We start from the raw sequence: 14,378 nt of genomic DNA, 5'->3' as shown, positions 1-14,378 counted from the left end.
CCCTCGCAATGATTTGTGAGCGTGGTGCCGCTATCTCCGCTTTTAAGCCCGAGCCGTTTTACACGGTACATCTCACCTGTAATGGCTTTTCCCTTATTGGTGAGAAACTCAAAGACAAGGCACAGGCTGCGGCAACTCTAAAGGCTTGTGACGGTCAAGATGTACTCATCGAAAGTGTGGAGCAAAAGGAAAAATCGGAAAAGCCCTCAAAGCTCTATGACCTCACCACCTTACAGCGTGAAGCCAATAAGCTGTTAGGCTTTACCGCCGAGCAGACCTTACAGTATGCACAGAGCCTTTATGAAAAGAAATACATCACCTATCCCCGAACTGACAGCCGATTTTTAACCGAGGATATGGAAAGCGGTATTCCCGTCTTAGCGAAAGCTACGGCGGCTTTTTTTATGCCCAATGCCGCCGAGTTACCTGTCAACACGGCACAGGTCATTGATAATTCCAAAGTCAGCGACCACCATGCCATTATCCCCACTATGAATACAAAGGGGCTTGATGTGCAGAGCTTGCCGCATGGAGAGCGAGAAACGCTGTTACTCCTTGTCGTTCGCCTTTTGGTTGCCATAGGCGATACCCACCGATACAGCGAAACGGTTATCACTGCAAAATGCGGTGAGTCCGTTTTTACTGCCAAAGGGAAAACCGTTCTTCAAGACGGTTTTAAGGCGGTGCAAAAGTTCTATAAGGGCGAGCAGGAAAAAGAGGATAAAGATAAAGACCAAGCCCTGCCAAGCATTGACCAGGGCGAAGTCTTTACCGCAAAGGCTGAAATAAAAGAGGGTAAAACCTCACCCCCCAAGCCTTTTACAGACGATACACTGCTGTCCTCTATGGAAAATGCCAACAAAGCGGAAACCGATGCCGAGCGTAAAGGCATTGGCACTCCGGCAACCCGTGCAGGCATTTTGGAAAAGCTGATTAAGTCGGGGCTTGCAGAGCGTAAGGGCGATAAAAAGACCAAGTATTTTACCGCCACCCACAAAGGCACAGCCTTAATCACCGTACTGCCCGAACAGGTGCAATCCCCCTTGATGACAGCAGAATGGGAAGAAAAGCTGAAACTTATAGAGCGTGGGGAGCTGTCAGCCGATGGCTTTTTATCGGAGATTGTAAGCATGACCACCGCCCTTGTAAAGACCTATGAAATGATTAAGGGAGCAGACACCCTCTTTCCGTCTGACCGTGAGAGTGTAGGCAAATGCCCGCGCTGTGGCGGTGCAGTTACCGAAAATAAAAAGGGCTTTTGCTGCTCTGATAAGGCTTGCGGCTTTGCCATTTGGAAAGAAAACCGCTTTTTCACGGCAAAGAAAAAAACCGTAACAAAGGTGATTGTTACAGAGCTTTTGAAAAATGGGAAAGTACCGCTGAAAGGCTGCTATTCCGAAAAGACAGGCAAGACCTATGACTGTGTTGTTGTTCTTGATGATACGGGCGGTCAGTTTGTGAATTTCAAGATGGAGTTTGGGGCGAAGAAGAAATAGAAACAATGTAACAACATTGACGATTTCTTGGTAGTCTATAGCAGTTGTATTATGGTATAATGAAACAAAAACAAATTAGTGGTGGTGAATAATATGAAGGAATTTGATGACTACGAATATTCAACAATGATATGTGATTTAATACACGATATGGAGTATATCGAAAAATCCAATAGGGGTAAAGTAGCTACTATTCGCCAATATGCCGAGGTGGTAGTTAGAAAAATACTGAATATTGGAAGTGATACTCAATTAACTTTAGGACAAGTAGGTTATAAGAAAAGTTTCTTAGACAAGATTGAACTTTTAGAAGAAAAATTAGGTCGCAAATTGTTGGATTGCATAGAAAAGATACGCCCAACGGGAAACGATGGAACTCACACACAATATACAGAATCCTTCACCGATACACAAGTCGCTGAACTTGAAGATGCATTACTGGATTTATATTCTATTCTGTTTCTGAAGTTCTTTACTTCCGTAAAAATTGATTTGTGCTTCAATCCTCATGTTCTAAGCCTATTTTCATTGCTACCGCCTGTGGTAAGAGAAAAAACATGGCAATATCTGTATGAGCTGGATAACAATAATATTATAGTAGCTGACAAGTTATGCTTGTCAATTATTAAAACTCATGGTAAAGATAGTGCTTTTGCTTGGCTTGAAGAAAATCGTACTCAATTAGAGAGTATTCCTTATCCTACAGAAGCCGAGAAACATAGTTATTTGATTGCACACCGTGATCTTCACGACCCATCTCAATCAATATTTACTTTAAATTTTGATGGGCATGACAATATCTACGACTTGTTGAAATGTAAAACTGAAGATAAGTCTACCTCTATTAATGAGAGTGGTAAGCTATACAGCAATTTTGAAGAAGCTATTTCACACTATCAAAAGCAAATTAATTTATATTACTTATATGATTTGTTTAACGGAAATGAAGAATTGACTGAGATTAACGCCCTTGTTCAATTTGCGTATATCGGGAGAATACCTACACTTTGAATTGCAAATGTAAAACACATAAAGAAAAGCACTTTTGAGAAAATCAAGAGTGCTTTTTTCATGCCCAAAACAGAAAGGAGTACCCCTTATGGCAGAGAAACAAAACCCAAAAGAACGGTTAAAGGAAATAACTGACAGCATTGAAACAGGCATAAAGGAGCTTTTTGAGAGTGACAAATACAAGAGCTATCTTCAGACCATGAGCCGCTTTCACAAATATTCTCTTAACAACACTATGCTTATATCCATGCAAAAACCCGATGCAACTCTCGTTGCAGGCTTTAACAAATGGCGTGATGGATTTTCCCGTTATGTCAAAAAGGGCGAAAAGGGCATTAAAATCATTGCCCCCACCCCATACAAAATCAAAGAGGAACGAGAAAAACTCGACCCACAGACGAAAGCACCTATCCTTGATGCAAGCGGCAAGGTGCAGACCGAGGAAGTGGAAATTCAGATACCCATATTTCGTGTGGTATCGGTGTTTGATGTTTCGCAAACAGAGGGTGAACCGCTACCCACCCTTGCAAGCAATCTGACAGGTAATGTGGAGCAGTTTGAGATATTTATGGAAGCGGTGAAACGCACCGCACCTGTTCCCATTGAAATCAAGCCGATGTCTGAGGATACGGACGGTTACTATCACATCGAGGATAAGAGAATTGCAATCCGTGATGGTATGAGCGAGGTGCAGACCATTTCTGCCGCCATTCACGAAGTCGCACATTCTCTCTTGCATAACCGAGAAGTGGAAAAGGAATTGCAAGCACAGCAGGGCGAAAGCAAAAAGCCCATTAAACCCAAAGACCGCAACACCGAGGAAGTTGAAGCCGAAAGTATTTCCTTTGCCGTTTGCAGTTATTACGGCATACAGACCGCCGAGAACAGCTTGGGCTATATCGCTACTTGGAGCAAGGGCAAGGAGCTTGCCGAGCTTAGAGCTTCTCTTGAAACCATAAATAAGACCTCATCGGAGCTGATAAGCGGTATTGATACTCACTTTGCCGAGATTATCAAAGAGCGTGGCATGGATATTGCCACAGAAACACCTGCATTGGAGCAAGCCCATGACATCGGCAAAACTGAAATTACCGAGGGCAGCTCTAACATTGAGGTTGAGGGGCATATCGGCACTTGGTATGTGATTGATACCGACAAGATAAATGGCACTGCATATTTTCTTCTTGAACATGAGGAACATGGCGATGAAGCCGCCTGCGTGATTGTAGACAGCGATGGAAAACTTGTCTTAGAAGATGTTTGGAATGGCTTTGATGACCTCAAAGAGTATTTTGACAGCCACTTGTCTGTGGCAAATACAGAAAAAACCCCTTTGCCCGAGCCGCCTGCCCCGGAACACAGCCACCCCATGCCCGACCCCGATGTAAGCATTGCAGACCGCAATGCCTATGGCTATCTCTCTGATGAGCTGCTACCTCTCTCAAAGGAAAGAGCAGCCGAACTGTTTGAACAGGATTTGACGGTGTATCTGCTTTATGAGGACAATACCGAAGCAATGGCTTTTGACCGTGAGGATATCGACAATCATAACGGTTTGTTTGGCATTGAAAAAGCCGACTGGCTTGCTCTGCAAGAATATGAAGAAATGAAAGGTGATGGCAAGCTCTCGCCCGAAATGAGCGAACAGCTCTTTTTAGAACACAGCAAAGATGCCTTTGCCATTTATCAGCTCAAAGACGGTGATGAGCTTAGAGATTACCGCTTTGAAGGACTGGACTGGCTAAAGAGCCGTGAACTTTTGGTGGAGCGTGACAACTACAATTTTGTATATACCGAGCCGTTTACACAGTATGCCAATCAAAGGGATAGGCTTGAGGAAATATGGGAGCGTTTTAACAATGACCACCCTGCGGATTTCAAAGGTCATTCCTTATCGGTCAGCGATATCGTTGCAATCAAGCAAAATGGTGTTGTAACATACCATTACTGTGACAGCTACGATTTTAAGGAACTGTCAAAGTTTGCGGAGCCTGCACCTATTGTGCCGGATAACTTCCTTACAGGCGAAAAAGTGGAAACCCCTCGAGGTAGTTTTTCTCTTGCCGATATGACAAAGGAGCAGATGGCGGCGGCAGGCTATGGCTACCACCACAGCTCTGATGACGGTGCATATCACATTATGGGCAATGGCACTCGTGCCTTTGCCATCAGAAATGAGGATAACCCCCTCCGTGCTGCTGAAATGTCCACCGAGCAAAACTACAATCAGATTGACGGTATCTTAAACAATCAGCCCACCGTGGCACAGCTTGAGGAAGATGCCAAAAGCGGCAAGCCTATCTCCCTTATGGATTTGCTTGATGCCACACGCAGAGAAGAAAAACAGTCGGTCATGGAACAGCTTAAAACAAAGCCGTTGCAGGAAAAAGAGAAATTAAAAAAAGCACCCTCAGTCGGTGCAGAAATGGAGCGATGATTATGAGCAGATTTACAGTAGAAGAAAGTAATTTGATGTGCATTTACAATACAGGCTCAAGGACAGATTTGCTGTCCGAGCTTAAAGAAATGCAAAGCCACCTTGCAGCAGATGAAACAGAACTACTTACCCTCACCAAGACGGTTATGGATAAGCTGTCAGCTATGAGTGATGAGGAATTTGAAAGCCTTTCGGGTGAGCTTATTCCCGATTTTGAGTAGGCGAAAGCCTACTCATCTTAAGTGCTTTTACTTCTGAAATCTTTATGATATAATTTAATGTGAAGATTTTAGGAGGATAACTATGGACTGTCAAATTTTATTAAACAATTTTTTGTCTTGGTGGAATACAAATGCTGCCACTGTCATTTCAATAATCTTGTCTGGCATTATATCTGTTTTAATTTCACATATCTATTTTCATATAACGAATAGAAATGGGTTGTGTATGAATGTAATTCTGCCGACAATGGAGATACTTGAACATGAGAATTCCCCAAGTGTATTTTACAAGATTAAACCATACTCTAAAAATTATTATCTAAAATATATGCGAAAGCATGAGCGTGAAGCATGGAGCAGTTTGTTTTTAGCCTATGGAGATGTGAAAACATATAAAGAACAAAACGCCACGGAAAATGCCATTTCTTCATATTTTGAGTACAAATTGCAACAAAGCGGAATTGAAAAATGCGAAGTTCCGATACGAGATGAGGAAGGCACCGAAGTTGATACATACGAAAACTATCTTCACATAGAGATGAGCGAAATATGCTACCGCCAAAACTTAAATAATGTTTTAAAGAAATATGACGTTGACTATCAAGAGGAAGAGTGTTCCACTGCTTTAATTGAATTTTTTAATTGGTGTTGTGACAAAGTATATGATGGCATTAGAATAGATTACTTTAAAGATTATTCCTTAGCAGAAGTAGTCAAACGTTCAAAAGTAACAGCCGAGTGGAATGAAAAATTTGATTTAGCAAATGACGCAAAGAAAAAGTTTTTAACCCTTGGTATTTGTAAAAAAATAAATCGTACTATAAAAGAGGTTGGATAGCCTAGCTTCTTTTTATTTTTTATAAGGAGGATAATCATGCCAACAAAAGCACAAACCTATGCCGACCTTGCCGAGCAAACGGCACAGCGTTTAACAAGCAGCCTTGCGAACTGGACAGGGTTTCTTGGTACGGTGGGGCGGCTATATAAGTACCCTTACCATGAACAGCTTATGATTTACACACAAAGACCCGATGCAACGGCTTGTGCAGATTATGAGCTGTGGAATGACAAGATGAACAGATTTGTTCGCCGTGGCTCTACGGGCATTGCCCTGCTTGACCCCACAGGCGATACCCCAAAACTAAAATATGTATTTGATGTGTCTGATACGGGCGGCCGAGAAAATTCTCGCCGCCCTTTCCTTTGGGAAATGAGGGATTATCACGAACAGTCGATTTTAGAAATGCTCGAGGATAAATTCGGTGTGTACAGCGATAACCTCACAGACGGGTTTTACAACATTGCCAATGATTTGGCGAAAGAGTATTATGTTAATCACAAAGAGGAAATACCCTACTTTGCAGAAAACAGTTTTTTAGATGACTATGACGAAGACAATCTTCGTATCGCTTTTGAAAATGCCGCCACCGTCAGTATAGCCTATACCCTTATGCAACGATGTGGGCTTTATACTGAAAGCTACTTCGACCATGAGGATTTTCTACCTATCTTCGACTTTAATACCTCTGCTGCTGTCAGCCTTTTGGGTACGGCAGTCAGCGAACAAAGTGAGCAGGTATTCAGACAAATATCACTCACCATAATCAAAACAGAACGTGAAAGGAGCAACGAGCATGAGCAACTTAACTTACAGCAAGAACGGGGATTATCTGATACCCAACATCACACTGACAGAACAGCCGACACAGCCCCTCGGGAAATACGGCAGAATGAGGAAAACCTATCTGGAGAAACACCGCAAAGCTCTGTTCAACCATCTGTTACTGAACGAGAAGCTGCAAGCTCATCTACTGGAAATCGACCAAACAGCCAACCGCCGATTGGAGCAGATAATGACAGACTTGCAGAAAGTGCAGACACCACCCGACAAGATGACGCAGCAGATGCAGTGGGTAGGTCACATGAACAACCTCAAAGCCCAAGCGGAGGAACTGATACTGACGGAACTTATTTACAGCTAACCCTATTCCCCACAGAACAAGAGCAGATACAAAGAATAGCAGACAGACAAGAGCGTGTAGAAACGCAAAGTCAGTCTGCTTTTTCTATTTCACACAGCGAAATCGAATATGAGTTACAGCGTGGCACAGGCACTCAAGGCGGTAAATTTCGTGTCTATGACTTTTACAAGAAAAGCCCTACCGAAAAAGCGGCTGTTGACTTTATAAAAAATGAGTTTGGGTGGTACGGACACAGCCATACTTTTCAAGATGGCTCAAGAGGGTTTATTGACTATCAGCCCTCGAAAGGCATGATGATAAGCCACTATGATACAGACAAAAAAAGCACACTTAAATGGACAGAAATAGAAAAATATCTCCGTGCATTGGTTGCTACTGACAGATATTTAACAGCCGAGGAAAAAGCTCAATATGAGGAACAGCAGCTTGCCGCTGTTGGACTTGATGAGACTGTACCTTTAGCAGAGCCGCCGCAGGCTATGTGGCAAGAAACTACCGACACTGTGCAAGCAGCTCCCTCTGTCACTCCAACGGAAATTACCCAATCTGACATTGAAGCAGCCCTGCTCCAATGGAACGGTGGCGAGGACAGCAAAGCTCGATTGCTTGCATATATGCAGGCACACAGCCGAGAGCGTGGCACTGCCTACTGGCTGAAAAATGAATACGGCGGTAATCTCCCTGCCTTTACCGTTTCCAAAGGCGATTTATCCCTTGAGCTGTCTTGGACAAAGGTACAAAGGCATATCGGTCAGCTTGTTCTGCAAAACAGATTTTTTGTGAATGACGAAACCCAAAGGTACACCGTGGAGCAGACCTCCGATGCGTGGGAACAGCCTTTCATTATCCGTGATAACACAATTCCCGATGATGATATGGACAGATACCACCATACAGAGGATACCTACCTTACCTACGATACTGAAGAAGAAGCCCAAACAGTAGCCGACCGCTTAAACGGAACAAAGCCAAGAGCCGAAGAAAATATACAGCAAAATACGGCAGAGCTAACCTTAGAAATGTACGACACCGAAAACACCGACCTGTTTCAAGTGAAAAAGGGCAGTTATTTAGCAACGGTTGAGGTCAATGCCCCCAAAGAAATATGGGTGCGTTTTGCAGGCAGTGGGCTTGTTCCAAATAAGGACAGCGAACAGCGGTTATTGTTTGAAACAGACGGTAACAACTGGAACAGGTTTATTATCCCCGACACATACGGCAACAAATCCAACAACATCAAAGCAGAGGATGTGCTTACTCCCAAGGAATACAAAACCATGCAGACGGTTGTGCAAAATATTATCCCTGCCGGAGAAAAGCAAATCGAAACTGCACCTATCCCCTACGCTAAAGGCGATACCGTCTATCTTGAAAACGGTACGCCTTTTTTGGTTGAGGCCATTACCGACCATCAAGTTACCCTGCGTGACCCCTCTTTGTTTTATCCTGTGCTGAGAGCCGAAAGCCGTGAGAGCTTTTTACAGCTTTTAGAGTATTACTCACAGCCCGAAAAACCACAGGAAAAAGCCGAGGACTTCCGCATTACCGATACCCACTTAGGCGAGGGCAGCAAGCGTGAAAAGTATCAGCGTAATGTTGCCGCTATCACTGCCTTGCAAACCATTGAAAGAGAAAACCGTCCTGCCACCAAAGAGGAACAGGAAACCCTTTCTCAGTATGTCGGTTGGGGCGGCTTGCCCGAAGTCTTTGATGAAAGCAAAGACTTCGGGCATGGTGAATACTTGCAGTTAAAAGACCTCTTGACCGAGGACGAGTACGAAATGGCAAGAGCCAGTACGCTGAACGCTCACTACACCTCTCCAACGGTCATCAAGGCAATTTACGATGCGGTGGAGCAAATGGGCTTTAAAAGCGGAAACATCTTAGAGCCTGCCTGCGGAACGGGCAATTTCTTTGGTATGCTACCCGACGGTATGCAAGGCTCAAACCTCTATGGTGTGGAGCTTGATAGTATCACAGGCAGGATTGCAAAACAGCTTTATCCCTCTGCCAATATCTCTATAACAGGCTTTGAGAAAACCGACCTGCCCGACAACTTTTTTGACCTTGCAATCGGCAATGTACCCTTTGGCAACTACAAGCTCACCGAGAAACGCTATGATAGCCAAAACTTCCTTATTCACGATCATTTCTTTGCAAAGGCTTTGGATAAAGTCCGTCCGGGCGGTATCGTTGCCTTTGTCACCTCTAAGGGAACAATGGACAAGAAAAATCCCGAGGTCAGACGATACCTTGCACAGAGGGCTGAACTGCTCGGAGCAATCAGACTGCCAAACAACACATTTGCCAAAAATGCAGGAACAGAAGTCACCAGTGATATTATCTTCCTGCAAAAGCGTGACAGACCGATTGATGTGGATAGGGATTGGATACATCTTGGGCTTAATGAAAATGACATCACCCTAAACAGCTACTTTGCAGACCACCCGGGCATGATACTCGGCAACATGGAAATGGTCAGCGGTCAGTTTGGGGAAGAAAGTGCCTGTGTTCCCATAGAGGGTGCAGACCTCTCTGAGCAGTTAAAGGCGGCTGTCTTGAATGTGGAGGGCGAAATCAGCGAAGCGGATCTGCCCGACTTGGAAATATCGGAGCAAGTGTCTATCCCTGCCGACCCCAATGTGAAAAACCACACCTATGCCCTTGTGGACGGTGAGGTTTACTTCCGTGAAAACTCACGCATGGTAAAGCCTGCCCTAAACCAAACCGCAAAAGAACGCATTACAGGGCTTGTGGAGCTGCGTGAGTGTGTAAATGACCTTATCTATTATCAGCTTGAGGACTTTAGCGATGAAGTTATCAAAGCCGAACAGGTCAAATTAAATCAGCTCTATGACAGGTTTACCGCAAAATATGGACTGATTAACAGCCGTGGCAATTCCATTGCCTTTAGTGAGGACAATTCCTACTATCTCCTTTGCTCTCTTGAAGATGTGGATGAGGACGGCAATCTCAAAGCCAAAGCGGATATGTTCACCAAACGGACGATTAAGAAATCCACTAAAATCACAAGCGTGGATACCCCCTCTGAAGCCCTTGCTGTTTCCATTGCCGAAAAAGCAAAGGTAGATATGTCTTTTATGGCAGAGCTGACAGGGCTATCTGAAGAAGAAATCGCAACACAGCTTAAAGGTGTCATCTTCCGTGTTCCCGAGCTGTACAGCACCGATGCACCGCCCCACTATGTCACCGCTGACGAATATCTATCGGGCAATGTGCGTGAAAAACTGCGTACCGCCGAGCTTGCCGCCCGAACACCTGAGGAATACAAGGTCAATGTTGAAGCCCTGCAAATGGCACAGCCCAAAGACTTAGATGCAAGCGAAATTGAGGTGCGAATTGGCAGCACATGGATTGATAAAGAGTATATGCAGGAGTTTATGTATGAACTCTTTGATACCCCATACCGCAATCAAGGCACGATAAAGGTCAATTACTCCAACTTCACCGCTGAGTGGAGCGTAACAGCCAAAAACTCCATCAGCTATGATGATGTTGCCGCCTATGCTACCTACGGTACTGCCCGAGCCAATGCCTACAAGATATTTGAGGATACTCTAAATCTGCGTGATGTGCGCATCTATGACACCAAAATCGAACCGGACGGAAAGGAAATTCGTGTCCTCAATATAAAAGAAACCGAAGCGGCACAGCAAAAACAACAGCTTATCAAGGACGGATTTAAGGATTGGATTTTCCGAGATGCCGACAGGCGGCAGACCCTTGTTAAGCTCTACAACGAGCGTTTCAACTCCGTAAGACCTCGTGAATACGATGGCAGCCATATCAATTTTGTGGGCATGAACCCACAAATAAAGCTCCGAGAACATCAAATAAATGCCATTGCCCACATTCTCTACGGCAACAACACCCTGCTTGCACACGAAGTAGGTGCAGGCAAAACATTTGAAATGATTGCAGGGGTAATGGAAAGCAAACGGCTTGGGCTTTGTCAAAAACCGCTTTTCGCCGTACCAAACCACCTTACTGAGCAGTGGGCAAGCGAGTTTCTAAGGCTTTACCCTGCCGCCAATATCTTGGTGGCCACGAAGAAAGACTTTGAAACGAAAAACCGCAAGAAGTTTTGTGCGAGGATTGCCACAGGCGAATACGATGCGGTCATTATCGGACACAGCCAGTTTGAGCGTATCCCTGTTTCTCTTGAACGGCAGGAACGCTTACTCCGTGAACAGATTAGTGATATTGAGCAAGGCATACGAGAAGTCAAGGCAAGCGGCGGCGAGGGCTTTACCGTCAAGCAGTTTGAACGCACTAAAAAAGGGCTGATTGAACGGTTAAAGAAGCTCGAAGCAAGAGAACGCAAAGACAGCGTTGTTACCTTTGAGCAGTTAGGTGTAGACAGGCTCTATGTGGATGAAGCCCACAGCTACAAAAATCTCTTTACATTTACCAAAATGCGAAATGTGGCAGGGCTTTCTACCTCCGATGCTCAAAAATCAAGCGATATGTTTCTAAAGTGCCGTTACATGGACGAGCTGACAGGCGGCAAAGGCACAGTGTTTGCCACAGGCACTCCCGTGAGCAATTCAATGGTGGAGCTGTACACCATGCAGCGGTATTTGCAGTATGACACCCTCAGAGAAAAAGGACTTCTCCACTTTGATGCGTGGGCTTCTACCTTTGGCGAAACCGTCACACAAAATGAGCTTGCCCCCGAGGGCAAGGGCTACCGCCCACGCACAAGGTTTTCACGTTTTTTCAATCTGCCCGAGCTTATGTCCATGTTCAAGGAAGTTGCCGACATCAAGACCGCCGATGAGCTGAACTTGCCGACCCCCGAGGTTATCTATGAAACAGTAGTTGCAAAGCCCACAGAAATACAGCAGGAATTGGTGCAGGAGCTTTCGGAACGAGCCGCCAAAATACACAATGACCGCATAGACCCCTCTATTGACAATATGCTGAAAGTGACCTCAGACGGGCGAAAATTAGGGCTTGACCAACGAGTAATCAACCCCATGCTGCCCGATGATGAGGGCAGTAAGGTGAACACCTGTGTAGGTAATATCCTGCGTATATGGGAGGACGGTAAGGGCGATAAACTGACACAGCTACTGTTCTGCGACCTGTCCACCCCCAAAGGCAGACCGCAAGCCGATAAGGTAGCAAAGGCAGGCGGCAGTGCAATCAATGGTGTGGAACTCCATGCCCTTGAAGATGCTCTCCCTGATGATGTAACAGCCCCACAAGCCGCTTTTAGCATTTATGAGGATATACGAGAGAAGCTCATCGCAAAGGGTGTGCCTGCCGCCGAGGTAGCCTTTATCCATGAAGCCAATACTGATACACGAAAAAAAGAGCTGTTTGCAAAGGTGCGTAACGGTGATGTCCGTGTTCTGCTTGGCAGTACCGCAAAATGCGGTGCCGGCATGAATGTGCAAGACCGCCTTGTGGCTCTCCATGACCTTGATTGTCCGTGGCGTCCGGGGGATTTAACCCAACGCTCGGGCAGAATTATCCGTCAAGGCAACAGCAACGAGCAAGTAAAAATCTTCCGCTATGTCACCGAGGACACCTTTGATGCCTACCTTTGGCAGACGGTGGAAAATAAGCAGAAATTCATCAGTCAGATAATGACCTCAAAATCTCCTGTCCGTTCCTGTGAGGACATAGACGAAGCCGCACTCTCTTATGCGGAAATCAAGGCTCTGTGTGCAGGAAATCCCTTGATAAAGGAAAAAATGGACTTGGATATTGAGGTAGCAAAGCTGAAGCTCTTAAAAGCCAACCACCAAAGCACAAAATACCGCTTGGAAGATAACCTGCTAAAACATTTCCCCGAAAGCATTGAAAGGCATAAGGGCTATATTAAAGGCTTTGAACAGGACATTGTGACACTGACAGAGCATACCCCAAAAGTGTTACAAGGTGAGCTGTCTAAAGATGATTTTAAAATCACTATCAAGGGCGATACCCTCACCGATAAAGACAATGCAGGGGCGGCAATCCTCGAAGCCTGCAAAGAGATAAAGAACAGTGAGCCTGTGGAAATCGGCAGTTACAAAGGCTTTACCATGTATTTAAGCTATACTGCCTTTGGCAACGAACATACCCTTACGCTGAAAGGAGCGATGAGCCACACAGCAAAGCTCGGGCTTGATGCAAGGGGCAACCTCACTCGTATCGACAATGCTCTAAACAATATGCCACAGCGGTTGCAATCGGTGCAAAAGGAACTTGAAAACCTCTATAATCAGCAGGCGGCGGCAAAGGTTGAGGTGCAAAAGCCGTTTATGCAGGAGCAGGAGCTAAAGGATAAAACCGCACGGCTCGCCGTTCTCGACAGAGAGCTGAATATGAGTGCCATGCGTTCTGCCTCCTCGAGAGATACGGCAATGGTATCTAAGCAGGCTCGACCATCCATACTGGACAGCTTAAAACAACAGCAACCAAAATCCGCAATACCACCTAAAAAATCTAAGATGGAAAGAGAGGAACGGTGATGGCAAACAGACAGAGAAATATCCGTATTCAGCTTAGAGTGACGGAACAGGAAAAAGAGCTGATTGAGCAGAAAATGCAGGAGCTTGGCACAAAGAACACCGAAGCCTATTTACGCAAAATGGCGATTGACGGGCTTATCATTCACCTTGATACCGCCGATGTGAGGGAGCTTGTAAGGGTGCTGCGAGTAACGAGCAACAGCCTTAATCAGCTTACCAAACGGGTGCATGAAACAGGCAGTATTTACGGTGAGGACATCGAGGATTTGCGAAAAAGCTATGACAGGCTTTGGAGTGCCGCCGAGGAAATCATGCTCAGATTGGCAGCGATTTGAGATGACAAGATAGACACTTTCCCTTTCTTCTGCTACGATAAATACACAAGAGATATGGAGGGGTGCTTATGAAAATATTACTTAAAATCGTGTTGCTGCCAATCACTTTGGCACTGAATATCCTGCTTGGAATATCAAAGTTTGTGCTTGTGTTCGGCGGTGGGATTTTAGGTATTCTGTCCTTTGTCCTGTTTGCCCTCGGTATCGGTACAATTATCGTGGCCGGCTTTTTACAGGCAATACCTGCTTTTATCGCAGGCTACCTCATCAGTCCGTGGGGCTTGCCGATGATGGGAGCGTGGATAATTGCAAGAGTGGAATACTTCAATGACTGGCTGAAAGGTATTTAGCCTTAGAAATGGTTAGGGGGCGGTAGCATTTGTGTGCTATCGCCCCTTAATTGCCGCATAG

The 14,378-nt window shown here is 45.1% G+C and carries 8 protein-coding genes and 1 pseudogene; all 9 read left to right on the top strand.

Features of this window, described 5'->3' with window-relative positions; translation table 11 throughout:
- Nucleotides 1–1,496 (top strand): type IA DNA topoisomerase (locus RT261_RS03720; protein WP_313129521.1); only part of this gene is annotated, 1,496 nt, incomplete at its 5' end.
- A gap of 93 nt (nt 1,497–1,589) precedes the next feature.
- Nucleotides 1,590–2,507 carry a hypothetical protein gene (locus RT261_RS03715; protein ID WP_313129519.1) on the top strand — a complete coding sequence of 306 codons (918 nt, stop codon included), beginning with the start codon at nt 1,590–1,592 and terminating at the stop codon, nt 2,505–2,507.
- Nucleotides 2,508–2,577: 70 nt separating this feature from the next.
- A pseudogene (locus tag RT261_RS21110) lies at nt 2,578–3,783 on the top strand (ArdC-like ssDNA-binding domain-containing protein); the annotation flags it as partial.
- Between the two features lie 93 nt (nt 3,784–3,876).
- The gene (locus RT261_RS21105) at nt 3,877–4,944 is read left to right on the top strand and encodes a YodL domain-containing protein (protein ID WP_442871760.1); all 1,068 of its coding nucleotides are present in this window, start codon (nt 3,877–3,879) and stop codon (nt 4,942–4,944) included.
- A gap of 2 nt (nt 4,945–4,946) precedes the next feature.
- Nucleotides 4,947–5,165: a transposon-transfer assisting family protein gene (locus RT261_RS03705; RefSeq protein WP_313129514.1), complete on the top strand. Its 219-nt coding sequence runs from the start codon at nt 4,947–4,949 to the stop codon at nt 5,163–5,165.
- Nucleotides 5,166–5,247: 82 nt separating this feature from the next.
- On the top strand, nt 5,248–6,003 hold the full coding sequence (locus RT261_RS03700) for a hypothetical protein (RefSeq protein WP_313129512.1): 756 nt from the start codon (nt 5,248–5,250) through the stop codon (nt 6,001–6,003).
- Between the two features lie 36 nt (nt 6,004–6,039).
- Nucleotides 6,040–13,632, top strand: a complete 7,593-nt coding sequence (locus RT261_RS03690; RefSeq protein ID WP_442871759.1) for an SNF2-related protein — start codon at nt 6,040–6,042, stop codon at nt 13,630–13,632.
- Nucleotides 13,632–13,967, top strand: a complete 336-nt coding sequence (locus RT261_RS03685) for a plasmid mobilization protein (RefSeq protein WP_313129506.1) — start codon at nt 13,632–13,634, stop codon at nt 13,965–13,967. Before RT261_RS03690 ends, RT261_RS03685 begins: the two co-directional genes overlap by 1 nt.
- Before the next feature lie 68 nt (nt 13,968–14,035).
- A complete protein-coding gene (locus tag RT261_RS03680; protein WP_313129504.1) occupies nt 14,036–14,317 on the top strand; it encodes a CD1845 family protein in 282 nt (93 codons plus the stop codon).
- Nucleotides 14,318–14,378: the final 61 nt, after the last annotated feature.

Origin of the sequence: Anaerocolumna sp. (genome assembly GCF_032079385.1) — a bacterium.
GTDB lineage: Bacteria > Bacillota > Clostridia > Lachnospirales > Lachnospiraceae > Anaerocolumna.
The sequence above is the reverse complement of the archived record's forward strand: the minus strand, read 5'-3'. Positions and strand labels throughout refer to the sequence as shown.

What these genes read in the sequence shown, in the direction of transcription:
- RT261_RS03705 (WP_313129514.1), top strand. Translation starts at nt 4,947, where the DNA reads ATGAGCAGATTTACAGTAGAAGAAAGTAATTTGATGTGCATTTACAAT.
- RT261_RS03685 (WP_313129506.1), top strand. Translation starts at nt 13,632, where the DNA reads ATGGCAAACAGACAGAGAAATATCCGTATTCAGCTTAGAGTGACGGAA.
- RT261_RS21105 (WP_442871760.1), top strand. Translation starts at nt 3,877, where the DNA reads ATGCCCGACCCCGATGTAAGCATTGCAGACCGCAATGCCTATGGCTAT.
- RT261_RS03700 (WP_313129512.1), top strand. Translation starts at nt 5,248, where the DNA reads ATGGACTGTCAAATTTTATTAAACAATTTTTTGTCTTGGTGGAATACA.
- RT261_RS03680 (WP_313129504.1), top strand. Translation starts at nt 14,036, where the DNA reads ATGAAAATATTACTTAAAATCGTGTTGCTGCCAATCACTTTGGCACTG.
- RT261_RS03715 (WP_313129519.1), top strand. Translation starts at nt 1,590, where the DNA reads ATGAAGGAATTTGATGACTACGAATATTCAACAATGATATGTGATTTA.
- RT261_RS03690 (WP_442871759.1), top strand. Translation starts at nt 6,040, where the DNA reads ATGCCAACAAAAGCACAAACCTATGCCGACCTTGCCGAGCAAACGGCA.